We start from the raw sequence: 22,490 nt of genomic DNA, 5'->3' as shown, positions 1-22,490 counted from the left end.
AAAGGGCCGCCGGTGGGTGCGTCCGGCGGCCCATCCGCTCACTTGCCGACTTCGGCCGCATAGGCCTCGACGACAGGCTTCGCCTGAGGAACCGAACTGAAGAAGTCGGTCCACATCTCCTTGCCAGCCTCGGCCATCTTGGCGGTGAGGCTGTCATCGGCTGCCGAGACGGTCATGCCGTTCTCGACCAGCACCTCTGTCTTGGCCGCGTCCTCGGCGGCCGAGCGTTCCCAGAAGCCGGCCTCCATCTCCTCGGCCAGCGTCTCGATGGCGGTGCGCTCCGCGTCGGTCAGCGCGTTCCAGGCATCGAGGTTCACCGTCACCGCGTCGGGCGACATGGACCAGTTCAACGGATTGAAATGGCTGGTGAATTGGTAAAGCTTTGAATTTGCCCCGGTAGAGGTCGAGGTCGCCGCCCCGTCCACCGTGCCCGCGGCCACCGCCGCCGAGAGCTCGCCGAAGGGCAGCTCGACCGGGGCCGCGCCCAGGCGTTCGAGGAACTCGAAGGAGGTGGCGTTGAAGGCGCGGATCCGCTGGCCCGCGATGTCCTCGGCCGAGACCACCGCCTCCTTGGTGTAGATCCCGGGCGAGGGCCAGGGCACGTAATAGAGCACCTTCTGGTTATGCGCCGCGAAGATCTCGTCGTAGGTCGGGCCCGCCACCTCGAGCCAGGTCGCCATCTCCACCTGGCCCTGGATCAGGTAGGGCAGGGTGTCGACGCCGAGGAAAGGCGCCTCGCCCGCCTGCAGGAAGAGCAGCATGTCGGCCATCTGCACGATGCCGGTCTCCACGGAAGACAGCTTCTCCGTCGCCCCGATGCCCAGTTCGCCCGAGGGATGCACGGTGATGTCGACCGACCCCTCGGTCGCCTCGCGCACCGCGTCGGCGAAGTCCATCGCGCTTTCGACGTGGAAGTTGTTGGCGCCCCAGGCGGTGCTGAGGTCCCATTGCGTCTGGGCCCAGGCGCCCGGGGCGCCGGCAACAAGCGCCGCCCCGGCCCAGAGGGCCGTTCTGGTGAAGGTCATGGTCTCTGTCTCCCTTTGTCGGTGCCCTGGTAGATGGTCTCGGCCGTCTCCTCCGAGATCAGCCCATGCGCCAGGTCGCGGGCCACGGCGGATTTCTCGCGTTTGGCGGGATCGCCGAAGCCGCCGCCGCCGGGCGTCCTCAGGACCAGCCGCGCGCCTGCGGGGATGCGGTAGATGCCCTTGTCGGTGATCGTCGTGCCATCGGTGATCCGCGCCGCGCCCGGCGCGCCGGGCGCCCCGCCGGCGCGGCCCGCGGGCCCCGAGGAGAGCCGCTCGAAGGCGGCCGCCGAGAGCGAGAGTGGCTCGTCGATGCGCGAGCCGATGACGATTTCCTGGCCCAGCCCGCCGCGGTATTGGCCCGCCCCGCCGGTGTCGGGGGCGAACTCCTTGGAGTGGTAGAGAAGCGGCGCGGCCACTTCGGCGGCCTCGACCGGCACGGCGCCGACGCCCGAGGGGAAGGCCGTGGTCGACAGCCCGTCGGTGCCTGGCCGCGCGCCCATGCCGCCCAGCGCGACATTGAGCGAGGTGAACTCGGTCTCGCCGGCGCCCGAGAGCGACATGGTCCAAAGCGCGCCCGAGCTTTCCGCCAGCACCTCGCACGGCAGCGCCTGTTCGAGGCAGCCGAGCATCAAGTCCGGCAGCGCCTGGCCGATGACATGGCGCGCGGTGACCGGGCTTGGCCGTTCGGCGCTGACCACCAGTCCCGGCGGCGCGCTGACCCGGATCGCGGCGAGCGAGGCGGCGTTGTTGGGGATCTCCGGCGTCAGGAGCGCGCGGATGCCGAAGGCGGCATAGGCCGCGCTATAGGTCAGCGGGCAGTTGATGCCGCGCCCGACGGCGGGCGAGGAGCCGGCGAGGTCCACCTCGATCCGCCCCTCGGCCACGGTCATCCGCGCCTTGAGCCGGATCGGCGCGTCGTAGCCGTCCAGTTCGATGGTGTTCTCGTAGATGCCTTCCGGCGCGCGGAGCAGCGCCTGCCGCGTGCCCTCGGCGGAGCGCTCGAAGATGAAGTCCGAGACCGAGGCGAGGTCGGAGAGCGCATATTCCTCCATCAGCGCCAGGAGCCGCCGCACGCCGGTGTCGTTGCAGCTCAGAAGCGAGAGGATGTCGCCCCGGGCCTCGTGCGGCACCCGCGAGTTGGCGGTGACGATCGACAGGAACTCCTCGTTCACCGCGCGTCCCCGGCGCAGGTGCATCGGCGGGAAGGTCACGCCTTCCTCGAAGACCGAGCCCGCCTCGGCCGACCAGCCGCGCCCTCCGACGTCGACGATATGGCTGGTGGAGGCGAGGTAGCCGACGATCCGCCCGTCGCGCCAGGCCGGCGTGACCACCACGAAGTCGAAGACATGTCCCGCACCCAGCCAGGGGTCGTTGGTGACCAGCGCGTCGCCGGGCTTCAGCCCCTCGGGCGGCACCCGGTCGAGCATGGCGCGGACCGAGGCGGCCATGGTGTTCACATGGCCCGGCGTGCCGGTCACCGCCTGGGCCAGCATCTGCCCCTCGGCATTGAAGACCCCGGCGGAAAGGTCGCCCGCCTCGCGCACGATGGCGCCGAAGGCCGCGCGCATCAGCGCGTTGGCCTGTTCCTCGCAGACCGACACCAGCCGGTTCCAGAGCACGTTCTGCGCCACGATATCGAAAGCGTCGGTCATGGCGCCCCCCGTTCCATGACGAGGTGGCCCAGCTCGGCGCGGCGCACCGTCCAGCCGGGGCGGACCAGCGTGGTGGTCTGCGGCTCGACCACGACCACCGGGCCCTTCAGCGTGCAGCCGTTGAGCGCGGGCCGCGCCACGACGTCGTAGGAAATCGGCCCCTTGGCGGCGAGGTCGAAGACCTCGCGCGGGGCGTTGCGGCGGGGCTTGGTCTCGGGCCGTCCCACCGGGGCGGGGGCCGCGCGGTCGGGCTCGCGCACGGCGACGCTGATCGAGACCAGTTCGACCGGGATCTCGCGCAGGGTGAAGCCCGCGACCTCGGCGTAGCGGTCGAGAAAGCGCGCCTCGAGCCCGTCGAAATCCGGGCGTCCGGCGCCGTCGAGCGGCAGGTCGAGCGCCACCTCCAGCCCCTGGCCTTGGTAGCGCAGCTCCGCCGTGACCCGCGCCTCGAGCCCCTCGGGGCCCGCGACCTCGCCGACGATGCCGCGCACCTCGGTCAGGATCTCGGTGACGCGGTCCGCCAGCGCCGCGAGGTCGGCGTCCTCCAGAAGTGTCACCACCGACAGCGCGCGCTCGAAGGCCACGGGCGAGCGCAGGAAGCCCACCGCCGAGCCGACGCCCGCGTCCTGCGGCACGATGATCCGGCGGATGCCCAGCTTGTCGGCGATGCGCGCCCCGTGCAGCCCGCCGCCGCCGCCCGAGACCAGAAGATCGAAGCTCGCCACGTCGAGCCCCAGCTCGACCCCGTGCACGCGGGCAGCATTGGCCATGGTCTCGTCGGCCAGCTCGATGACCCCCGCCGCGGCGGGTTCCGGCGCGGGCAGCTCCAGCGGCGCCTGGATGTCGCGGGCAAGCGCCGCCTTGGCGCGCTCGGGCCGAAGCGTGATGACCCCGCCGGCAAACCCCTCGGGGTCGATGTTGCCGGTGACGATATGCGCATCGGTGATCGTCGCCTCATCGCCGCCCCGGTCGTAGGCGGCGGGGCCGGGGGTGGAGCCCGCGCTTTGCGGGCCCGCCTTCAGCCGGCCCAGCGTGTCGATCCGGGCGATCGAGCCGCCGCCCGCGCCGATCTCGACCAGTTCCACCGTCGGTACCCGCACCGGCAGGCCGCTGCCCTTGGTGTCGCGCCAGGCGCGGGCGATCTCGAAGCGGCGGCTGGTCTTGGGGGTGCCACCCTCGATGAAGCAGATCTTCGCGGTGGTCCCGCCGATGTCGAGCGACAGCGTCTTCTGTGATCCGATCTGCCGGGCGACATGGGCGGCCAGGGCCACGCCGCCCGCGGGGCCGCCCTCGACCAGCCGGATCGGGAAGCGCATGGCCTGGTCGACCGAGGTCAGCGAGCCGTCGGAGAGCATCATCAGGAAGGAGCCGTTGAACCCCTGCACCGAAAGCGCGTCGAGCATCCGGCCGAGGTAACGCGCCATGAGCGGGCGCACGTAGGCATTGGCGCAGACGGTGGAGAAGCGTTCGTATTCGCGGATCTCGCCGGCGACCTCGGCGCTGAGGCAAAGCGTGACCTCGGGGCCGAGCCGGGCGCGCAGGTGCTCGGCCACCTGCCGTTCGTGGTCGGGGCGCTTGTAGGCATGCAGGAAGCCGATGGCGACGGCCTCGACGCCCTCGGCCTGAAGCCGGTCGCAAAGCACGTCGAGCTCGGCGGGGTCCGGGGCGGCCAGGACCGCGCCCTCGGCGGTGACGCGCTCGGTCACGCCGAAGCGCAGCGGCCGCGGCACCAGCGGCTCGGGCATGCGGATGTCGAGGGCGTATTGGTCGAAGCGCTTCTCGTGGCGCATCTCCAGCACGTCGCGGAAGCCTTTTGTGGTCACCAGCGCGGTGCGCGCGCCGCGCCGCTCGATCAGTGCATTGGTCGCGAGCGTCGTGCCATGCACGATGCCGGTGACATCGGCAGGCGTCAGCGACAGCTCTTCGAGCAGCCGCGCCATGCCCTCGAGCGCGGCGACCTCCGGGGCCTCCGAACTGGTCAGCACCTTGGCCGAGGCCATCCGCTCGGCGGTTTCGGCGACGACGTCGGTAAAGGTGCCGCCGATATCTATTGAGATGCGAACCATAATTTTAAAGTACGGACTAATTATGGGCTGTCAACGACAGATCGTGCTCCGGCGCGCGGGCCGGAGCGAAGCCTCTGAGGTTCGGGGGAATCTTGGGCGCTATGGCGTGCCTGGCGCAATGAATTCTTGCGCGCGAGGGGCGTGCCCGGGGCAGGGCGGGCGGCCGCATCGGGCCGCCCCCTCGGGTGTCACTTCCGGCGGTAGAGCCAGAGCGTCAGCGGCGCCAGCGCGGCGGTCAGCACCGCGGGTGCGAGCAGCGCCAGGGCGATCTCGGCGAGGCTTGCCGTGCCCGCCATCAGCCCGCGCATGGCCGTCGTCATCAGCGAGATCGGGTTCACGTCGACGAAGGCGCGCAGCCAGTCCGGCATGGTCTCGGGCTCGACCATGATGTTGGAGGCGAAGACCACCGGGAAAAGCACCGTGAAGCCCAGGGTCATCACCGTCGTCGGGGTGCGGATCACCAGCCCCAACACGATGAAAACCCAGCCGATCCCGAAGCCCACCGCGAGAAGCAGGAGGAACGCCCCGAGCACCCCCGGCAGCCCCGCCTCGGGGCGATAGCCCAGGATCAGCCCGATCCCGAGGATGATCGCGCCCGCGATCAGGTGGCGCAGCATGTCGCCCACGATCAGCCCGGCAAAAGGCGAGAGCGGCCAGATCGGCAGGCTGCGGAAGCGGTCGAAGAGCCCCTTGCCGAGGTCGGTCGAGAGCCCCATGCCCGAATAGACCGCGTTGAAGGCCACGGTCTGCACGAGGATGCCGGGCAGGAAGAACTGCAGGTAGTCGCCGGTCGAGCCCGCCAGCGCCCCGCCAAAGACGAAGGTGAAGAGCAGGGTGAACATGAGCGGGGTCATGATCAGGTCGAAGAGCTGCTCGGGCACGTGGCGGAACTTCAGCACCGCGCGCCAGCCGAAGGTCAGCGCGTTCGAGAGCGCCGAGGGCCGGGGCGGGCGCGGGGTGTTGCGCAGCGTGGCGGGGGTGATCTCGGTCATGTCCGGGCCTTTTGCGGGCTGTCGGGGGAGGGGGTGGTGTTGCGTTCGGGGCGGTGGTTGGCGTCAGAGCCAGAGCCAGAGCCAGAGCCAGAGCCAGAGCCAGAGCCAGAGCCAGAGCCAGAGCCAGAGCCAGAGCCAGAGTTAGAACTGGGGCCAGAGCCAGCGCCAGCGTTAGAGCCGATAACCCCGCGGGCACCGCTGTCCGCGTCGGAGCGCGCGTCTCCCGCTGAACCTGCACCGCCGTCCGTGCCAGTGTGTGCCGCCGCGTCGCTCTCTGCCTCCTCCGGCTCCGCCGAGGGCGCGCCGCCGGTCAGCGCGAAGAAGACCTCCTCGAGGCTCGGCGAGCCCATGGCGAAATCCTCGAGCGCGAGGCCCTCGGCGACCAGCGCCGCGATGGCGGCATTGGCGGCCTCGGGCGTCTTGGCCATGACCGAGAGCCGCGCGCCTTCCGGGGCGCGCTGCACCGGGCTGTTGAGCCGCGCCTCCAAGAGCTCCGCCGCCGCGTCGATGCGCTTCGGATCGCCCAGCGTCACATGCAGAAAGCCCGAGCCGGTCGCGGCCTTCAGCTCGCGGCTGGTGCCCTCGGCGATCTTGGCGCCCCGGTCGATCACCGCGATGCGTTCGGCCAGCTGGTCGGCCTCTTCGAGGTATTGCGTCGTCAGGAGCACCGTCACCCCGGACTGCGCGAGCTGGCGGATCATCTTCCAGACCCTGAGCCGCGCCGTCGGATCGAGCCCCGTCGTGGGCTCGTCGAGGAACAGCACCCCCGGCGTCACGATCAGCGAGGCGGCGATGTCGAGCCGCCGCCGCATCCCGCCCGAGTAGTCCTTGACCTGCCGGTTGCGCGCCTCGGTCAGCTCGAAGGCGGCGAAGAGCTCGTCGGCCCGCTGCCGCGCCGCCTGCCGCCCGAAGCCCCAGAGCCGGGCCAGGAAGATCAGGTTCTCGCGCCCGGTCAGATCCTCGTCGAGCGAGGCGAACTGCCCGGTCATGGCGATCGAGCCGCGCACCCCGTCGGGGTCGGTGGCGAGGTCATGGCCCATGACCTGGGCTGTGCCTTCGTCGGGCCGGGCGAGGGTCGCGAGGAGCCGCATCAGCGTGGTCTTGCCCGCGCCGTTCGGCCCGAGGATGGCGTAGATCATCCCGCGCGGCACCTCGAGGTCGATGCCCGCCACGGCCTCGAGCGCGCCGTAGCGCTTGACCAGCCCGTGCGCCTTGATGGCGGGGGAGGCGGTGGCTTGCGGTGTCTCGGGGCTGGCGTCGCGCATGGGTCCTCCGGGGCGCAAGGGGGCGTGGCGCGAGGGATACCACGGCGGCGCGGAAACGCGAGTCATTCTGGGAGGGGTGGCTTTGCGCCCGAATAGCACCGCAGGTGCCGGGCGCTTCGGGGCAGGGCGGCCGCCACGGGAGCGAGAGGCGGATGCGACGCCCTGCTCTCGTCTTTCATCCAACCCTCCGCACCAGTGTGCCCCGGTCCAGACAAGACCTTCTTGCGCCCGAATAGCATCGAAGATGCCGGGCGCGCGCCGGACCGGCCCCTTGGGCCGGCGCTCCTTGGGATGGCGTGCTAAGATCAGAGTTTGCCCTGACCTTGCGGGGATAAAGCGCCTTGCTCAGAGTCCAGCAGCGCCGGCCCCCGGTCCGGCGCGCGCCCTTGGGTGGGGCTTGTTGCGAGGGTGGAGGGCTTGCTTTTGCGCGTGGTCTTCTGGCCAACCGCTCGCGCGAGCGTGTTCCGGGCCAACCAAGCCCCCCGATGCGCCCGAACAGCCGGGCGTGTTGCGAGGGTAAAGGACGCGCCCTCCGCCCTAACCGATCACGCCCCCCCCCCCAAACCCCCGTGCCCGCCGCGCCGAAACCGTGTACTCACCTCTCCATGACCCGGCTCAACCTCGAACAGCTCCGCACCTTCCTCGCCGTCGTCCGCTTCGGCGGGGTGCGGCGGGCGGCGGCGGGGCTCAACCTCACCCAGCCGGCGGTCACCGCGCGGATCAAGGCCTTGGAGGAGACGCTGGTGGCCGAGCTTTTCGACCGCTCCGCCGGCGGCATGAAGCTCACCAAGCGCGGCGAGCTGCTGCTGTCCTATGCGGAGAAGTTCGAACATCTCTCCGAGCTGGTCGCCCGCGACGTGATCCAGCCCGAGGGGGTCGAAGGGCGGCTCAGGCTCGGGGTCTCCGAGACCATCGCCCAGTGCTGGCTGCCCGAGCTGATCGCGCGCTGCCACGAACGCTACCCCAATCTCGACATCGAGTTCGACGTAGACATCTCCACCAACCTGCGCGCCGCGCTCCTGGGCCACGAGCTGGACCTGGCGATCCTGCTCGGGCCGATCTCGGAATACAGCATCGACAACGTCGCCCTGCCGGGCTTCGCGCTGAGCTGGTATGTCGCCGCCGATGCGCCCGAGCCCGCGGACCCCGCGGATCACCTGCAGCGCCCGGTCCTGACCTATGCGCGCAACACCCGGCCCTACCGCGAGATCAAGGACCTGCTCTTCGAGCGCGTCGGGCCGAACGTGCAGATCTTTCCCTCCTCCTCGCTCTCGGCCTGTTTCCGGCTGGTCGAGGCGGGGCTCGGGGTGGCGGCGCTGCCGCGCGCGCTGGGGCGGCGCTTCGTCGAGCGCGGCACGATCCGCAGCTTCGATCCGGGCTGGCTGCCGCATCCGCTGCAGTTCTCGGCCTCCTACCGGGGCGCGCCCACGAGCCATGTGATCGAGACCGCCGCTGAGCTCGCCCGCGAGGTGGCCGAGGACTACCACGCCGGCACAACCTGAAGCGTTGATCAAGAAAACTGATCGCTTTCGACAAAAATATACGATTTGCGCTTATATGCAGGCTTGGTCACCCTGAACGCCGAAAGGGAGGACCGGCGTGACGCCCAGCTATTCCACATTGCGCAAGAGCGACCTGGCCACGGTCCGGGCCGAGATCCGGGCCGGGCGCTATGCCTCGCATACCGCGGGGCTCGGGCCGGGCTACCTGCAGACCAATCTCGCGATCCTGCCCGAGAGCCACGCGCTCGACTTCATGCGCTTCTGCCAGCGCAACCCCAAGCCCTGCCCGTTGGTGGGCGTCAGCGACACCGGCGATCCGATGATGTTCACGCTGGGCCGCGACATCGACATCCGCAGCGACGTGCCGGCCTACAACATCTACCGCGAGGGGCGGCTGGCGGGGGCCACGACGGATATCACGGCGCTCTGGCGGCCGGACCTCGTGGCCTTCGCGCTCGGCTGTTCCTTCACCTTCGAACAGGCGCTGCAGGACGCCGGGCTGCCGCTCTGGCACATCGAGAACGACACCACCGTGCCGATGTTCCGCTCGGGCATCGAGACGGTGCCCGCCGGGCCCTTCTCGGGCCGGATGGTGGTCAGCATGCGCGGCATCGCGGAAAGCCGCCTGGAAGAAGTGGCCGCGATCTGCCGCCGCTACCCGCAGGCCCATGGCGCGCCGGTGCACTGGGGCGATCCCGGGGCCATCGGCATCCCCGACATCACCCGCCCCGACTGGGGCGATCCGGCGCCGCTGGCGCCCGGGCAGGTGCCGGTCTTCTGGGCCTGCGGCGTCACCCCCCAGGTGGCGATCGAACGCGCCGGGGTGCCGCTCTGCATCACCCACAAACCCGGGCACATGCTGCTCACCGATATCGCCGAGGACGCCGAGGTGCCGGTGCGCAACCCGAGCGGACCCCCGGGGACACAAGAGACCCAAACCACAACAGGGAGCTACACATGACACGCATCTTCACTCTTCTCGCCGCCAGCACCGCGCTGGCCGGCCCGCTGGCCGCCCAGGAACTGTCGGTCGTCGGCAGCTGGTCGAGCCTGCCCTTGCACCAGCAATACGAGGCGCCCTTCTGGACCGAGACGCTGCCCGCGGCCTCGGACGGCGGGATCAGCGTCGCGCTGACCACCCATGACCAGATGAACCTCGGCGTCGGCGACGTCTACCGGCTGCTCGGCGACGGCGTCTACGACGTCGGCATGACCGTGGCCGATTACGCCGTGGCCGATGCGCCCGAACTCGAGGGCCTGGACGTGCCGCTGCTGGCGCTGACCGCCGCGGAGGCCCGCACCATGGTCGATGCGGCACGGCCCATGGTCGAGGACATCTACAACGACCGCTTCAACAGCCACGTGCTGGCCATCGCGCCCTATCCGCCGCAGGTCGTCTTCTGCAACGCCGAGATCGGCGGGCTCGCCGACCTCGAGGGCAAGAAGGTCCGCGCCTCGGGCCGGATGACCGCGAAGTTCCTCGAGGCGCTGGGCGCCGAGGGCATCAACGTCAGCTTCTCCGAGGTGCCGGGCGCGCTGCAGAAAGGCGTGGTCGACTGCGCCGTGACCGGCGCGGGCTCGGGCTACAGCGCCGGCTGGTGGGAGGTCTCCACCCATCTCATGCCGATCCCGCTGGGCGGCTGGGACAGCGTGGTGACCGCGGTGAACCTCGACAAGTGGAACAGCCTGGACGCCGAGACCCAGGGCCTGATCGAAGAGCAGATCGCCGCCGAGTTCGAGGCCCCGGCCTGGGCCAGCGCCCAGGACGCGCTGGTCAACGACATCGCCTGCCTGACCGGCAACGGCGAATGCCCGGCGGGCGAGGCGCGCGACATGACCCTGGTCGAGGCCTCCGAGGCCGACTTTGACCGTGCCCGCGAGGTGCTGGTCAGCCAGGTGCTGCCCGAATGGGCCGAGCGCGCCGGGGCCGACTGGGCCGAGCGCTGGAACGCCTCGGTCGGCGCGGCGGTCGGCGTGAGCGTGCCGGTCAACTGATCCCCGCGCCGCGCGCGCATCCCGCGCGCGCCGTGCCATACTGATCCCGCACCGCCCCGCATCGGGGCGGTGCCCTGGCCCCCCGCGCGCCGGTCCACCGCCGCGCGGGCCCGATCGAAACCCGCCGCCCGATCCCGGGCGGCCCCGCCCCGGAGGCGCAGATGCCCGACAAGATCCTGGCGACCCTCAGACAGGCCAACGGCGTGATCGCCATCCTGATCGGCGTCGTCCTCCTGGCCTGCGTGGCCTTCGTCCTCGCCGACGTCCTCTTGCGCCAGGTCGGCGCCTCGCTGGGCGGCACCGACGAGATCAGCGGCTACGTCATGGCCGTCGCCACCTCCTGGGGCATGGCCTACACGCTGAGCGAGATGGGCCATGTGCGCATCGACCTTCTGCGGAGCCGCGCGGGCGCCCGGGGACGGGCGGGTTTCGACCTTGTCTCGCTGGCGATCCTGGCCAGCACCGTCACCCTGATCGCGGTGAAATGCTGGCCGGTGCTCGAACGCTCGCTGGTCAACGGCTCGCGCGCCAATACCCCGCTCGAAACCCCGCTGGCGCTGGTGCAGCTGCCCTGGTTCGCGGGCTGGATCTGGTTCGCAGTCTCGGCCTGGGCGACGCTCCTGGCCGCAGGCGCGCTGGTCATGCGCGGCGATTTCGCGGGCTCGGACGCCGCCATCGGCACCTTCGGCGAAGCGGAGCAGGCGCGATGATCGGTTACATCTCCGTGGGCCTCCTCGGCCTCTTGTGCCTCTCCATCCCGGTCGGCATCGTGCTCTTCATGCTGGGCTTCGGCGTCGACGCCTTCTTCAGCCCGTTCCCGCTCATTCGCGGGCTCGGCAACCTGGTCTGGTCGACCTCGAACAACGCCACGCTGATCGCCATTCCCTTCTTCGTGCTCCTGGGCGAGATCCTGGTGCGCTCGGGCATCGCGACCCGGACCTATGCCGCGCTCGACCGCTGGGTGAGCTGGCTGCCGGGCGGGCTGGTCCATGCCAATGTCGCGACCGCGACGATGTTCTCGGCCACCTCGGGCTCTTCGGTCGCCACCGCGGCGACGGTGGCCACGGTCGCCATGCCCCAGGCCGAGAAGCTGGGCTATGACCCCAAGCTCTTCTCCGGCGCCATCGCGGCGGGCGGCACGCTGGGCATCATGATCCCGCCCTCGATCAACCTGATCGTCTACGGCTTCCTGACCCAGACCTCGATCCCGAGGCTGTTCCTCGCCGGGCTCGTGCCGGGCATCGCGCTGGCCCTGGCCTTCGTGGTGATCACCATGATCCTCTGCGTGATCCGCCCGTCTCTCGGCGGTGAGCGCCGGGTCTTCCCGCTGGCGCAGATGCTGCGCGCGCTGGGCGAGCTGGTGCCGATCTTCCTGCTGTTCCTGGTGATCATCGGCTCGATCTACAAGGGCTGGGCCACGCCCACCGAGGCCGCCGCCGTGGGCGTCGCGGGCGCCATCGTGATCGCGCTTTTCTTCGGGCGGGTCTCGCTGGGGATGTTCCGCGAAAGCGTGCTCGGCACCGTCAAGATCACCTCGATGATCATGCTGGTGGTGATCGGCGCCTCCTTCCTGAACTTCACCCTGGCCTCGGCGGGCATCGGGCGCGAGCTGCAGGCCTTCCTCGAGGGGCTGGGTCTCTCGCCGCTCGCCACGATCTTCGTGATCGTCGGCATCTACGTCGTGCTGGGCTTCTTCATCGAGACGCTCTCGCTCATGGTGGTGACGATCCCGATCATCGTGCCCTTGGTGGTCGAGATGGGCTTCGACCCGATCTGGTTCGGCATCCTGATGATCGTGCTCATCGAGATGGCGCTGATCACCCCGCCGGTGGGGCTCAATCTCTACGTGGTGCAGGGGGCGCGGAAATCGGGCAGCATGACCGAGGTGATGCTGGGCACGATTCCCTATATCCTCGCGATGCTGGCCATGGCGGCGGCGCTGATCGCCTTCCCGCAGATCGCGCTCTGGCTGCCGGACGCCCTGCAATGACCTGGGGGACTGGCGACAGGGGCGCGGCCGGCTGGCCGCGCATCCGCACCGTGGGCGTCGACGGCTTCCTTGTGAGCTTCGCCGAGAGCCTGAGCGAGCCCGCCAACCGCGCCGCGCTGGCCTTTCTCGACGCCCTGGAGCGCGAAGCGCCCGAGGGCACCGAGGAGACCTCGACCTCGCTTGTCTCGACTTACCTGCGCTTCGATCCCACGGCGGTGGCCCATGACGCGGTGCGCGCCGCGCTCGCGGCGCTGCTGGAAAGCCGCGACTGGTATGCCGCGCCCCTGCCGGGCGGGCGGCGGCTCTGGCACGTGCCGACGGTCTTCGGCACCGATCTTGCGCCGCAGTTCGACGAGGCCGCCGCCGCGGCGGGGCTTTCGCCCGAGGCCGCGCTGGAAAGCCTGACCACCGCCCGCGTGCGGGTGCAGACCATCGGCTTCGCCCCGGGCCAGCCCTACCTGGGCGAGCTGCCCGCCGACTGGGACATCCCGCGCCAGACCCAGCTCACCGAGAAGGTGCCCGCCGGGGCGCTGGGCCTCGCGATCCGGCAGATGGTGCTGTTCTCGGTGCCGACGCCCACCGGCTGGCGCCACGTCGGCCAGACGGGTTTCCCGCTCTTCCGCCCCGAGGCCGAGACGCCCTTTGTCCTGCGCCCCGGCGACGAGCTGTCTTTCGAGGCGGTCACGCCCGAGAAGCTCGCCGCGCTGGAAGAGGCGCCGATGGGCGGCGCACGGTCCGAGGTATTGGCATGAGCGCCGCGCTGATCGTGCATCGCGCGGGCCCCGGGCTGACGCTCCAGGACGAGGGGCGGCCTGGCTACCTGCGGCAGGGGCTGTCGCGCGGGGGCGCGGCCGACAGCCTGGCGCTCTACGAGGGCCGGGCGCTCCTGGGGCAGGGGGCGGGCACGCTGGCGCTCGAGATGGCCGGCATGGGCGGCGAGTTCGAGGCCACCGAGGATCTGCGCATCGCCCTGACCGGCGCGCCGATGCGCGCCAGCATCGACGGCGCGCGGGTCGCCTGGCACGCCAGCCACCTGCTGCCCGCCGGGGCGCGGCTGGTCCTGGGCGCGATGGAGGCCGGGGCTTACGGCTACCTGCACCTGGGCGGCGGCGTGACCGCCGCGCCGCGGCTCGGCGCGGGCTCGGCGCATCTTTCCGCCGGGATCGGCGCGCGGATCGAGCCGGGCCAGAGGCTCGCGCTGAACCCCGACCCGCGCCCCGGCGCCACCGGCTTCAAGATCGCCGCCGAGCCGCGCTTCGAGGGCGGCGAGGTGCGCGTCGTGCCGAGCCTCCAGACCGCGTTCTTCGCCCCCGAAGAACGCGCCCGCTTCGAGGACAGCACCTTCACCCGCGACGCCCGCGGCAACCGCATGGGCGTGCGCTTTCTGCCCGAGGGGCCGGGCTTTGCCAGCAGCGCCGGGCTCTCGGTCCTCTCCGAGGTGATCGTGCCGGGCGACATCCAGATCACCGGCGACGGCACGCCCTTCGTGCTGATGTGCGAATGCCAGACCACCGGCGGCTACCCGCGGATCGGCGCGGTCCTGCCCGCCGATCTGCCGAAGGTCGCGCAATGCGCGCCGAACGGACAGCTGCGCTTCCGCTTCCTGACGCTCGAAGAGGGGCTCGCCGCCGAGACCCGCGCCCGGGCCGAGCGCAAGCGGCTGGGCGCGCGGATTTCGCGCCTCATCCGCCGGCCCGAAGACATCCGCGATCTTCTGGCCTACAACCTCGTCGGCGGGGTGACCGCCGGAGACGACCTGGAACGGAGTGCCGAATGGGCCTGAGCGTGGATCTGAACGCCGATATGGGCGAGGGCTTCGGCCCCTGGCGGATGACCGATGACGCGGGCCTCCTGGAGGTGGTGAGCTCGGCCAATATCGCCTGCGGGATGCATGCGGGCGACTGGGACACCATGGCCGGGGCCATGGCGGCGGCGGCGCGCCGGGGCGTCGGCATCGGCGCCCATCCGGGCTTTCCCGACCTGCAGGGCTTCGGGCGGCGGCGGATGCATCTGCCGCAGGCGAGCCTGGCGAACCTGGTGCGCTACCAGCTCGGCGCGGCCCAGGCCATGGCGCGGGCCGCGGGCGCCGAGGTCGCGCATCTGAAGCTGCACGGGGCGCTGGCCAACATGGCCTCCGAGGATGCCGAGATGGCGCGGGCCTGCTACGAGGCGGCGCTCTCCGTCGCCCCCGAGATCACGATCATGGTGCTGGCGGGCACCGCCCAGGAGGCGGCGGCCCGGGCGCTCGGCTGCCGCGCGGCCTGCGAGATCTTCGCCGACCGCGCCTACAACGAGGATGCCACCCTGGTCGACCGCAGCCTGCCCGGCGCGGTGATCCACGACCCCGAGACCGCCGCCCGGCGGGTCCTCGAGATGCTCAAGGCCGGCGCCATCATCACCGCCGAGGGCAGCCATCTGCCCTGCCGGATCGACACCGTCTGCCTGCACGGCGACAGCCCCGAGGCCGTGGCGCTGGCGCGCCACCTGCGCGGGCTCCTGGAAGGCGAGGGGGTGACCATCGCCCGGCTCGAGGGCCGGCCGCTCTAGCTTGCCTGGCTGTAGGCCGCGCCCCGGGGCTGGAAGCCCGGATCGAGCCGCGCCGCGAGAAGCCGCACCATGGAGGCGTCGCGCGGGGTGAGCCGCCCCTCCTCGAGCGACCCGATGCCCGGCAGCGCCGTCAGCGCCGCCCCGGCCCGCCCCAGAAGCGGCGCGGCGGGTTCACCGTGGCGCGCCGCGAGCCCTTCCAGATCGGCTTCCCCCTGGCACATCAGCGCGGCGATGACCGCCGCGGTCAGCCGGTCCTCGGCGCTCAGCGCATGGCCGCGCCGGGTGGCGAAGCGGCCCGCCGCGACCTCGGCCTGCCAGTCCCCGGTGGCCGGGGCGTTCTGGGCGATGCCTTCGGCGAAGGAGGAGATCGCCGAGGGCCCGAGCCCGATCAGCGTGTCGGCGTCGTCGGTGGTATAGCCCTGGAAATTGCGCCTGAGCGTGCCGGCCCGCGCGGCGCGGGCCATGCTGTCGGCGGGCAGGGCGAAATGGTCGATGCCCACGGCGACATAGCCCGCCGCCTCGAGCCGCGCCCGCGCCGCGCCGGCCAGCGCCAGCCGGTCGGCGGGGCCGGGCAGCGCCGCCTCGGGGATCACCCGCTGGCGCTTGGCCATCCAGGGCACATGGGCGTAGCCGTAAAGCGCCAGCCGGTCCGGCGCGAGCTCGAGCACCCGGTCGAGCGTCGCCTCGAGGCTCGCGCGGGTCTGATGCGGCAGCCCGTAGACCAGGTCGAAGTTCACGCTGGCGATGCCGCGCGCGCGCAGCCCCGCGACCAGCCCCGCGGTCGCGGCCACGCTCTGGTGCCGCCCGATGGTGGCCTGCACCTGCGCGTCGAAATCCTGTACCCCGATCGAGGCCCGCCGCATCCCCAGCCGCATCAGCGCGTCGAGCCGCGCCGCGTCGCAGTCGCAGGGGTCGATCTCGACCGAGACCTCGGCCTCGGTCTCGAAGAGGAAGGCGGCGCGCAGCCAGCCCGCCAGCCGGTCGATGCGCCCGGGCGACAGGATGCTGGGCGTGCCGCCGCCCAGGTGCAGCCGCCGCACCGCGACGCCCTCGGGCAGGGCCCAGCTCACCAGCGCGATCTCCTCGCGCAGATGGGCGAGGAACCGGTCGAGCGGCGCGTCGCTGCGGCTGCCCTGGGTGCGGCAGGCGCAGAACCAGCAGAGCCTGCGGCAGAACGGCACATGCAGATACAGCGAGAGCGGCGCGCCGGGCGGGATCGCGCCGATCCAGCGGGCCATCTCTGGGGCGCCGACTGCCGTGGTGAAACGGTCGGCGGGCGGATAGCTCGTGTAGCGCGGCACGCGCGCGTCGAGCAGGGCGGCGGAAAGCGGATCCTGTGTCATGTCGCGACCCTGCCCCGGGGCGTCGGCTCCGTCCTTGATGCAGGTCAAGGCTGGTCGTAAGGGAGGGCCATGAACATGCGTCTCGCCAAGGTGGCCTGCGCCGATTGCCCGATCCGACACCGGGCGGTCTGCGCCGAGGCCGATGCCGATGATCTCGCGGTGCTGGAAAGCATCAAGAGCTACGTCAGCGTGCCCAAGGGCGGCAGCATCGTGGCCGCGGGCGATGCCTTCGATCACGTCTCCTCGGTGGTGGCGGGCTGCGCGACCATGTCCCGCACGCTCGAGGACGGACGGCGGCAGATGGTGGGGCTTCTGCTGCCCTCGGATTTCATCGGGCGGCCCGGGCGGGCGCGGTCCTCCTTCGACATCGAGGCGGTCAGCGACGTGACGCTCTGCCGCTTCGAGCGGCCCGCCTTCGAGAAGATCGTGCGGTCCTCGCCCAACGTGGCGCAGCGGCTTTTGACCATGACGCTCGACGAGCTGGAGATCGCGCGGGACTGGTCGGTGCTCTTGGGCCGGATGACCGCGCGCGAGCGGGTGGCGAAGTTCCTGCTGAGCCTGGTGCGCCGCGAGGCCAGCGCCGAGGGCCAGGAGATCACCGAGGGCCCGGTGGTCCTGCATCTGCCGCTTTCGCGCGAGGCCATCGCCGACTATCTCGGCCTGACCATCGAGACCACCAGCCGGCAGTTCTCGGCGCTGCGCCGCGAGGGGCTGATCGAGACGCCCTCGGCCCGGCAGGTGGTGGTGCCCGACGTGGCGCAGCTGACGCTTGAGGTGCTGGACGACGACGGCGGTCCGATCGCCTGACTTCGCGGGGCCGGGCAGGGGGCCTTGGTGCCGCGCGCCCGGTGGGTGACCGAGCCGAGCGCGCCCTCTTCTGAGAGGAACTGGAGGGGCAGGCCGGGGGGCCTTGGACCCCACTTTTCAACCATCCGAGCTGTCCGCCCCGCCGAAGCGGTGCCTCGCCCGCGAGGCCGAGCACCGGCCCGCCCACCCGGCGCTAGCGCGCCAGAAGCAGCGGCCGATCGGCGCCCTTCATCAGGTCGCGCGTCACCCCGCCCAGAAGCATCTCGCGCAGCCGCGCGTGGCCGTAGGCGCCCGCGACGATCACCTCGGCGCCGGTCTCGCGGGCGTGGTCGAGAAGCGTCCGGGCGATGCCGTGCTCGCCCTTGGGCAGCGGCGTCAGAACCGGGCGCAGCCCCTGCCGCGAGAGCATCCGCGCGAGGTCCTGCCCGGCCTCGGGCAGATCGACGGTGACCACCTCGACCTCTCCGGCCAGCGCCAGGAGCGGCGCCGCCGCCCGCACCGCCGCCAGCGCCACGTCGCTGTCGTCCCAGGCCACCAGAACCCGGTCGAGCGCGCCAAGCCCGCTGTCGGTCAGCAGGATCGGCACCCGCGAATTGTAGAGCACCGCCTCGAAGAGCCGCGCGAGGTCGCCCGGCGCGGGCCCGCTGCGCGGCAGGAGCGCGAGGTCCGCGAACCGCAGCCGCCGCACCAACTGGTAGGCCAGCGCGTCGTAGCCGCTGAGGATGCCCGAGACCGACCACTCCAGCTCCTCGCGCGCGAGGCGGGCCTCGGCGGCGCGGATCTGCTGGGCGAGATCCTCGCGGCAGGTCTCGTTGATCGCGGGTGGGATGAAGGCGTCGGCCATGGTGGTCGGCGCGAGGTGAAAGATCGCCGGGGCGAGGCAGATCACCTCGAGATGCAGCGAGAGCCGCCGCGCGGTCTCGATCGCGGGCTCCAGCACCGCGAGGCTTTCGGGATCGGGGATGAGGGTGACGAGGGTGCCCTGGGACATGGCTGTTCTCCTGTAAGCTCTGACCTCATCTGAGCCCGCCGCCCCCCGGGCCCGCCATGACCTGGATCAAACCCGTCGCGGGAATTTCCCTTGATCCAGGTCAAGGCGCCTCGGGGCGCGAGCCGCCATAGCTCGACCGCGAAGCGTGCCGGCATGGGGCCGGCGCGCGCCGGACGAACGGGGGCTGCATGGCCATCATCAGAATACTCTGCCTCGGCGTCGTCGCGCTCCTGGCCGCCATCGCGGCGGATTACGGGCGCGACCTCGCCTATACCTTTCACGCCGCCCTGGTGATGCTGATCGCCGCCGGGCTCTGCCTCTGGGAGATCGGCCGCCTGGGCGAGCCCCGCGCGCCGGAACCGCAGGGCTACCTCGACGGGGTGGTGCGCGCGGGCGTGATCGCCACCGCTTTCTGGGGCATCGCGGGATTTCTCGTGGGCACCTTCATCGCCTTCCAGCTGGCCTTCCCCGGGCTCAATTTCGACTGGTCCGAGGGTTATGCCAACTTCGGCCGCCTGCGCCCGCTGCACACCTCGGCGGTGATCTTCGCCTTCGGGGGCAACGCGCTGATCGCCACCTCCTTTTACGTGGTGCAGCGCACCTCGGCGGCGCGGCTCTGGGGCGGGAACCTCGCGTGGTTCGTCTTCTGGGGCTACCAGCTCTTCATCGTCATGGCGGCGACCGGCTACCTCTTGGGCGCGACCCAGTCGAAGGAATACGCCGAGCCCGAATGGTACGTGGACATCTGGCTGACGCTGGTCTGGCTGGCTTACCTCGCGGTCTTTCTCGGCACGCTGATCAAGCGCCGCGAGCCGCATATCTATGTCGCCAACTGGTTCTTCCTGTCCTTCATCGTGACCGTGGCCATGCTGCACGTGGTCAACAACCTCTCGGTGCCGGTCTCGCTTTTCGGCTCCAAGTCGGTGCAGGTCTTCGCCGGGGTGCAGGACGCCATGACCCAGTGGTGGTACGGCCATAACGCGGTGGGCTTCTTCCTGACCGCGGGCTTCCTGGGGATGATGTATTACTTCGTCCCGAAGCAGGCCGGGCGGCCGATCTACAGCTACAAGCTGTCGATCATCCACTTCTGGGCGCTGATCTTTCTTTATATCTGGGCGGGTCCGCACCACCTGCATTACACCGCGCTGCCCGACTGGGCCTCGACGCTGGGCATGGTCTTCTCGGTGATCCTCTGGATGCCCTCCTGGGGCGGCATGATCAACGGGCTGATGACCCTCGAGGGCGCCTGGGACAAGATCCGCACCGACCCGATCATCCGCATGTTCGTGGCCAGCCTCGCCTTCTACGGCATGTCGACCTTCGAAGGCCCGATGATGTCGATCCGGGCGGTCAACTCGCTGTCGCATTACACCGACTGGACCATCGGTCACGTGCATTCGGGCGCGCTGGGCTGGAACGGGCTGATCACCTTTGCCTGCCTGTATTTCCTGACGCCCAAGCTCTGGGGCCGGGCGCGGATGTATTCCATGGCCGCGATCAACTGGCACTTCTGGCTCGCGACGCTGGGGATCGTCCTCTACGCCGCCTCGATGTGGGTCACCGGGATCATGGAGGGGCTCATGTGGCGCGAGGTCGACGACCAGGGCTTCCTGGTGAACTCCTTCGCCGACACCGTGGCCGCCAAGTTCCCGATGTATGTGGTGCGCGCGACGGGCGGTGTTCTCTACCTCGCAGGCGCCCTGATCATGGTCTGGAACATGTGGATGACCATCCGCGCGCCCGAGGCCCGTCCCGTCAACGCCCCCGTTCCCGCGGAGTAACCTGCCATGACACAAGACACCCACACCCCGCAGGCGGCTGAGGCCGCGCCCGGTAGCGATAGTGAGGCCACTGAAGCCCCTGCCCGCAAGCGCCGGCTGATCGACCGGCACGCCATCCTCGAGAAGAACGCCACGCTGCTCCTGGTCTTCTCCTTCCTGGTGGTGACCGTCGGCGGCATCGTCGAGATCGCGCCGCTCTTCTGGCTCGAGAACACCATCGAGGAGGTCGAGGGCGTGCGCCCCTATTCGCCGCTCGAACTGGCGGGCCGCGACATCTACCTGCGCGAGGGCTGCTACACCTGCCACAGCCAGATGATCCGCCCGATGCGCGACGAGGTGGAGCGTTACGGCCATTACAGCCTGGCGGCGGAATCCATGTATGACCACCCGTTCCAATGGGGCTCGAAGCGCACCGGGCCGGACCTCGCGCGGGTCGGCGGGCGCTATTCCGACGAATGGCACGTCGACCACTTCGAGGATCCCCAGTCGGTGGTGCCCGAAAGCGTCATGCCGAAATACGACTACCTCGCCCGCGCCGAGATCGGCCCCGAGCACATCCGCGAGCTTCTGCGGACCCATGCGCTCGTCGGCGTGCCCTACACCGAGGAGATGATCCAGGCCGCGCCCGCCGACTTCCGGGTGCAGGTCGATCCCTACGGCGACTGGGACGGGCTCGTGGAGCGCTACCCCGGCGCCCAGGTGCGCAACTTCGACGGCCAGCCGGCGCTGACCGAGATGGACGCGCTGATCGCCTACCTGCAGATGCTCGGCACGACGGTCGATTTCTCGACCTTCGTGGCCGAGGCCAGCCGCTGAGGAGCCCGGCCATGCAAGACACCTATTCCCTCCTGCGCGCCTTCGCCGACAGCTGGGCCCTTCTGGCGCTCTTCCTGTTCTTCCTGGGCGCCTTCCTCTGGGTCTGGCGCCCGGGCAGCCGGGCGCTGCACGACGACGCCGCCCGTTCGATCTTCCGCGACGCCCCGCCGCTTGCGCCCGAGACGCCCCGCGCGGGCTGCGAGCGGGCCTGCGCCGGCTGCACCTGCGCCCCCGAGGAGAGCCGCCAATGACCAAAGAGACACCAAAGACCCGCCCGGTCGAGACCACCGGCCACAGCTGGGACGGCATCGAGGAGCTGAACAACCCGCTGCCGCGCTGGTGGCTCTGGACCTTCTACGCCACCATCCTCTGGGGGGTGATCTACACGATCCTCTTCCCCGCCTGGCCCCTGGCCGAACGGGCGACCGCGGGGCTCCTGGGCTGGTCCCAGCGCGCCGAGGTCGCCGCCGAGATCGCCGCGGTGGCCGACAGCCAGGCGGACCTGCGCCAGGCGCTGGTCGAGACCGAGCTTGCGGCGCTGCCCGAGGACCCCGCGCTGCACCGGTTCGCGGTGCAGGCGGGCGGGGCGCTCTTCCGCAACAACTGCTCGCAGTGCCATGGCGCCGGGGCGGCGGGGGCCGAGGGCTACCCGAACCTTCTCGACGACGACTGGCTCTGGGGCGGCAGCCGCGAAGAGATTGCCTATTCGATCCGCCACGGCATCCGCAGCGAGGAGGACCCGCAAAGCCGCTTCAGCCAGATGCCGGGCTTCGGCGGGATCCTGGAGACCTCCGAGATCGCGCTGCTGGTCGATCACGTCCAGGCGCTGCCCGGCGGGGCGGATCCCCTGGCCGGGCCGGGCGGGGCCCTCTACGCGGAGAACTGCGCGGCCTGCCACGGCATGGCCGCCGAGGGCAACCGCGAGATGGGCGCGCCGAACCTCTCGGATGCGATCTGGCTTTACGGCTCCGACGACGCGGCGCTGACCCGGCTGATCCGCGAAGGGCCCTACGGCGTGATGCCGCCCTGGGGGGCGCGGCTGGGCGAGGACGGGGTGCGCGCGCTCGCGGCCTATGTGCACCAGCTCGGCGGCGGCGAGGAGGCCGCGCAGGAGATCGGACCGGCGGGTGCGGTCGGCTCCGAGGCCCCGGCTCCCGAGGACGGGAACGGCGGCTGACACCCCCGCCTCGCGGTCCTGTTCGCGCGTGCCGCGTGGCGCGGCGGTGGCGGGCGGCGGTCTTCGGGCCGCCGTTCGTGTTTGAGGGGGGCGGGGAGGGAGGCATATGCGCTTGGAGTGGCTGAGGCGTCCGGCGCGGGGAGGGCGGCCCGGCACAGGTGAGCCGCGCTGCTGGGCTTAGTGCTCTCCGGTCTCTCACAGTGCCTAGCACCGTCACTTCAACAGAGCGCTGACGTTTTAAGGCAGAGATGCCAGCTGCGGGCGCCTTGCCGCTCTCAGCGCGCCCCTTCCCCGGGTGTCATTCCACACCTGCCAAGTCTCTCGCCCTATGGCCCTTGGCCCAACCGGCCCGACCAGACCAACCCGCCATCACCCCTCGCACCAGAGGGCGCGCGCCGGACCGGGGGCCGGCGCTGCTGACTGTCGAGCGGCGCGCTTAATGGCAGCAAGGTCAGGGCTAGGGGTGATCTATGCGCGCCATCCGAAGGAGCGCCGGCCCAAGGGGCCGGTCCGGCGCGCGCCCGGCATCTTCGATGCTGTT

Annotated in this window: 20 protein-coding genes; 13 read left to right on the top strand and 7 right to left on the bottom strand. The window is 70.9% G+C overall.

Going from position 1 to position 22,490, the window contains the following annotated elements; genetic code table 11:
- Positions 1–38: 38 nt before the first annotated feature.
- From ACX938_RS02220 to ACX938_RS02200, 5 genes are all read right to left on the bottom strand, one after another.
- Positions 39–1,025, bottom strand: coding sequence for a TRAP transporter substrate-binding protein (locus ACX938_RS02220; RefSeq protein ID WP_459429811.1), 987 nt, complete (start codon positions 1,023–1,025; stop codon positions 39–41).
- Positions 1,022–2,677 (bottom strand): hydantoinase B/oxoprolinase family protein, encoded by a 1,656-nt coding sequence (locus ACX938_RS02215; protein WP_459429810.1) that lies wholly within the window; start codon positions 2,675–2,677, stop codon positions 1,022–1,024. The genes ACX938_RS02220 and ACX938_RS02215 overlap by 4 nt, the downstream gene beginning before the upstream one ends.
- Positions 2,674–4,743 (bottom strand): hydantoinase/oxoprolinase family protein, encoded by a 2,070-nt coding sequence (locus tag ACX938_RS02210; RefSeq protein WP_459429809.1) that lies wholly within the window; start codon positions 4,741–4,743, stop codon positions 2,674–2,676. The genes ACX938_RS02215 and ACX938_RS02210 overlap by 4 nt, the downstream gene beginning before the upstream one ends.
- A gap of 188 nt (positions 4,744–4,931) precedes the next feature.
- On the bottom strand, positions 4,932–5,735 hold the full coding sequence (locus tag ACX938_RS02205; protein WP_459429808.1) for an ABC transporter permease: 804 nt from the start codon (positions 5,733–5,735) through the stop codon (positions 4,932–4,934).
- The gene (locus ACX938_RS02200; RefSeq protein WP_459429807.1) at positions 5,732–7,000 is read right to left on the bottom strand and encodes an ATP-binding cassette domain-containing protein; all 1,269 of its coding nucleotides are present in this window, start codon (positions 6,998–7,000) and stop codon (positions 5,732–5,734) included. Before ACX938_RS02200 ends, ACX938_RS02205 begins: the two co-directional genes overlap by 4 nt.
- A gap of 605 nt (positions 7,001–7,605) precedes the next feature.
- Between ACX938_RS02200 and ACX938_RS02195 the strand changes: the two genes are divergently transcribed.
- The 8 genes from ACX938_RS02195 to ACX938_RS02160 all read left to right on the top strand — a co-directional run bounded on the left by ACX938_RS02195 (position 7,606) and on the right by ACX938_RS02160 (position 15,034).
- Positions 7,606–8,502, top strand: coding sequence for a LysR family transcriptional regulator (locus ACX938_RS02195; RefSeq protein ID WP_459429806.1), 897 nt, complete (start codon positions 7,606–7,608; stop codon positions 8,500–8,502).
- Positions 8,503–8,599: 97 nt separating this feature from the next.
- On the top strand, positions 8,600–9,463 hold the full coding sequence (locus ACX938_RS02190; protein WP_232752171.1) for a putative hydro-lyase: 864 nt from the start codon (positions 8,600–8,602) through the stop codon (positions 9,461–9,463).
- Positions 9,460–10,497: a TRAP transporter substrate-binding protein gene (locus ACX938_RS02185; RefSeq protein WP_459429805.1), complete on the top strand. Its 1,038-nt coding sequence runs from the start codon at positions 9,460–9,462 to the stop codon at positions 10,495–10,497. Before ACX938_RS02190 ends, ACX938_RS02185 begins: the two co-directional genes overlap by 4 nt.
- A gap of 161 nt (positions 10,498–10,658) precedes the next feature.
- Positions 10,659–11,207, top strand: a complete 549-nt coding sequence (locus tag ACX938_RS02180) for a TRAP transporter small permease subunit (RefSeq protein ID WP_459429804.1) — start codon at positions 10,659–10,661, stop codon at positions 11,205–11,207.
- Positions 11,204–12,487: a TRAP transporter large permease gene (locus ACX938_RS02175; protein WP_459429803.1), complete on the top strand. Its 1,284-nt coding sequence runs from the start codon at positions 11,204–11,206 to the stop codon at positions 12,485–12,487. The genes ACX938_RS02180 and ACX938_RS02175 overlap by 4 nt, the downstream gene beginning before the upstream one ends.
- On the top strand, positions 12,484–13,239 hold the full coding sequence (locus ACX938_RS02170) for a 5-oxoprolinase subunit B family protein (RefSeq protein WP_459429802.1): 756 nt from the start codon (positions 12,484–12,486) through the stop codon (positions 13,237–13,239). The genes ACX938_RS02175 and ACX938_RS02170 overlap by 4 nt, the downstream gene beginning before the upstream one ends.
- The gene (locus ACX938_RS02165) at positions 13,236–14,270 is read left to right on the top strand and encodes a 5-oxoprolinase subunit C family protein (RefSeq protein WP_459429801.1); all 1,035 of its coding nucleotides are present in this window, start codon (positions 13,236–13,238) and stop codon (positions 14,268–14,270) included. Before ACX938_RS02170 ends, ACX938_RS02165 begins: the two co-directional genes overlap by 4 nt.
- Positions 14,261–15,034 carry a LamB/YcsF family protein gene (locus ACX938_RS02160; protein ID WP_459429800.1) on the top strand — a complete coding sequence of 258 codons (774 nt, stop codon included), beginning with the start codon at positions 14,261–14,263 and terminating at the stop codon, positions 15,032–15,034. The genes ACX938_RS02165 and ACX938_RS02160 overlap by 10 nt, the downstream gene beginning before the upstream one ends.
- Here ACX938_RS02160 and hemN read toward each other — a convergent pair.
- The gene (hemN, locus tag ACX938_RS02155) at positions 15,031–16,377 is read right to left on the bottom strand and encodes an oxygen-independent coproporphyrinogen III oxidase (RefSeq protein WP_459429799.1); all 1,347 of its coding nucleotides are present in this window, start codon (positions 16,375–16,377) and stop codon (positions 15,031–15,033) included. The two genes, ACX938_RS02160 and hemN, sit on opposite strands and share 4 nt — an antisense overlap.
- Positions 16,378–16,446: 69 nt before the next feature.
- Here hemN and fnrL point away from each other — a divergent pair, with 69 nt between their 5' ends.
- Positions 16,447–17,184 (top strand): transcriptional regulator FnrL, encoded by a 738-nt coding sequence (gene fnrL / locus ACX938_RS02150; RefSeq protein WP_459429798.1) that lies wholly within the window; start codon positions 16,447–16,449, stop codon positions 17,182–17,184.
- A gap of 193 nt (positions 17,185–17,377) precedes the next feature.
- Here the strand turns inward: fnrL and ACX938_RS02145 are convergent, their stop codons facing one another.
- On the bottom strand, positions 17,378–18,175 hold the full coding sequence (locus ACX938_RS02145; RefSeq protein WP_459429797.1) for a universal stress protein: 798 nt from the start codon (positions 18,173–18,175) through the stop codon (positions 17,378–17,380).
- A gap of 188 nt (positions 18,176–18,363) precedes the next feature.
- Between ACX938_RS02145 and ccoN the strand changes: the two genes are divergently transcribed.
- The 4 genes from ccoN to ccoP are packed head-to-tail and all read left to right on the top strand — an operon-like array spanning position 18,364 to position 21,949.
- Positions 18,364–19,956, top strand: a complete 1,593-nt coding sequence (ccoN, locus tag ACX938_RS02140) for a cytochrome-c oxidase, cbb3-type subunit I (protein ID WP_232752161.1) — start codon at positions 18,364–18,366, stop codon at positions 19,954–19,956.
- 6 nt (positions 19,957–19,962) lie between these two features.
- Complete coding sequence (gene ccoO / locus ACX938_RS02135; RefSeq protein ID WP_459429796.1) at positions 19,963–20,772, top strand: cytochrome-c oxidase, cbb3-type subunit II; 810 nt, start codon at positions 19,963–19,965, stop codon at positions 20,770–20,772.
- A gap of 11 nt (positions 20,773–20,783) precedes the next feature.
- Positions 20,784–21,023 (top strand): cbb3-type cytochrome c oxidase subunit 3, encoded by a 240-nt coding sequence (locus tag ACX938_RS02130; RefSeq protein ID WP_459429795.1) that lies wholly within the window; start codon positions 20,784–20,786, stop codon positions 21,021–21,023.
- Positions 21,020–21,949 (top strand): cytochrome-c oxidase, cbb3-type subunit III, encoded by a 930-nt coding sequence (ccoP, locus tag ACX938_RS02125; RefSeq protein ID WP_459429794.1) that lies wholly within the window; start codon positions 21,020–21,022, stop codon positions 21,947–21,949. Before ACX938_RS02130 ends, ccoP begins: the two co-directional genes overlap by 4 nt.
- Positions 21,950–22,490: the final 541 nt, after the last annotated feature.

Source organism: Roseivivax sp. (genome assembly GCF_054552075.1).
Note: the sequence above shows the minus strand (reverse complement) of the source record. Positions and strands in the feature narration are given on the sequence as shown.

Excerpts from the sequence above, each read along its gene's own strand:
- ACX938_RS02180 (WP_459429804.1), top strand. The coding sequence starts at position 10,659 with ATGCCCGACAAGATCCTGGCGACCCTCAGACAGGCCAACGGCGTGATC.
- ACX938_RS02210 (WP_459429809.1), bottom strand. The coding sequence starts at position 4,743 with ATGGTTCGCATCTCAATAGATATCGGCGGCACCTTTACCGACGTCGTC.
- ACX938_RS02130 (WP_459429795.1), top strand. The coding sequence starts at position 20,784 with ATGCAAGACACCTATTCCCTCCTGCGCGCCTTCGCCGACAGCTGGGCC.
- ACX938_RS02145 (WP_459429797.1), bottom strand. The coding sequence starts at position 18,175 with ATGTCCCAGGGCACCCTCGTCACCCTCATCCCCGATCCCGAAAGCCTC.
- ACX938_RS02160 (WP_459429800.1), top strand. The coding sequence starts at position 14,261 with ATGGGCCTGAGCGTGGATCTGAACGCCGATATGGGCGAGGGCTTCGGC.
- ACX938_RS02220 (WP_459429811.1), bottom strand. The coding sequence starts at position 1,025 with ATGACCTTCACCAGAACGGCCCTCTGGGCCGGGGCGGCGCTTGTTGCC.
- ACX938_RS02165 (WP_459429801.1), top strand. The coding sequence starts at position 13,236 with ATGAGCGCCGCGCTGATCGTGCATCGCGCGGGCCCCGGGCTGACGCTC.
- ccoP (WP_459429794.1), top strand. The coding sequence starts at position 21,020 with ATGACCAAAGAGACACCAAAGACCCGCCCGGTCGAGACCACCGGCCAC.
- ACX938_RS02205 (WP_459429808.1), bottom strand. The coding sequence starts at position 5,735 with ATGACCGAGATCACCCCCGCCACGCTGCGCAACACCCCGCGCCCGCCC.
- ccoO (WP_459429796.1), top strand. The coding sequence starts at position 19,963 with ATGACACAAGACACCCACACCCCGCAGGCGGCTGAGGCCGCGCCCGGT.
- ACX938_RS02175 (WP_459429803.1), top strand. The coding sequence starts at position 11,204 with ATGATCGGTTACATCTCCGTGGGCCTCCTCGGCCTCTTGTGCCTCTCC.
- fnrL (WP_459429798.1), top strand. The coding sequence starts at position 16,447 with ATGAACATGCGTCTCGCCAAGGTGGCCTGCGCCGATTGCCCGATCCGA.
- ACX938_RS02170 (WP_459429802.1), top strand. The coding sequence starts at position 12,484 with ATGACCTGGGGGACTGGCGACAGGGGCGCGGCCGGCTGGCCGCGCATC.
- ACX938_RS02185 (WP_459429805.1), top strand. The coding sequence starts at position 9,460 with ATGACACGCATCTTCACTCTTCTCGCCGCCAGCACCGCGCTGGCCGGC.
- hemN (WP_459429799.1), bottom strand. The coding sequence starts at position 16,377 with ATGACACAGGATCCGCTTTCCGCCGCCCTGCTCGACGCGCGCGTGCCG.
- ACX938_RS02195 (WP_459429806.1), top strand. The coding sequence starts at position 7,606 with ATGACCCGGCTCAACCTCGAACAGCTCCGCACCTTCCTCGCCGTCGTC.
- ACX938_RS02200 (WP_459429807.1), bottom strand. The coding sequence starts at position 7,000 with ATGCGCGACGCCAGCCCCGAGACACCGCAAGCCACCGCCTCCCCCGCC.
- ACX938_RS02215 (WP_459429810.1), bottom strand. The coding sequence starts at position 2,677 with ATGACCGACGCTTTCGATATCGTGGCGCAGAACGTGCTCTGGAACCGG.
- ccoN (WP_232752161.1), top strand. The coding sequence starts at position 18,364 with ATGGCCATCATCAGAATACTCTGCCTCGGCGTCGTCGCGCTCCTGGCC.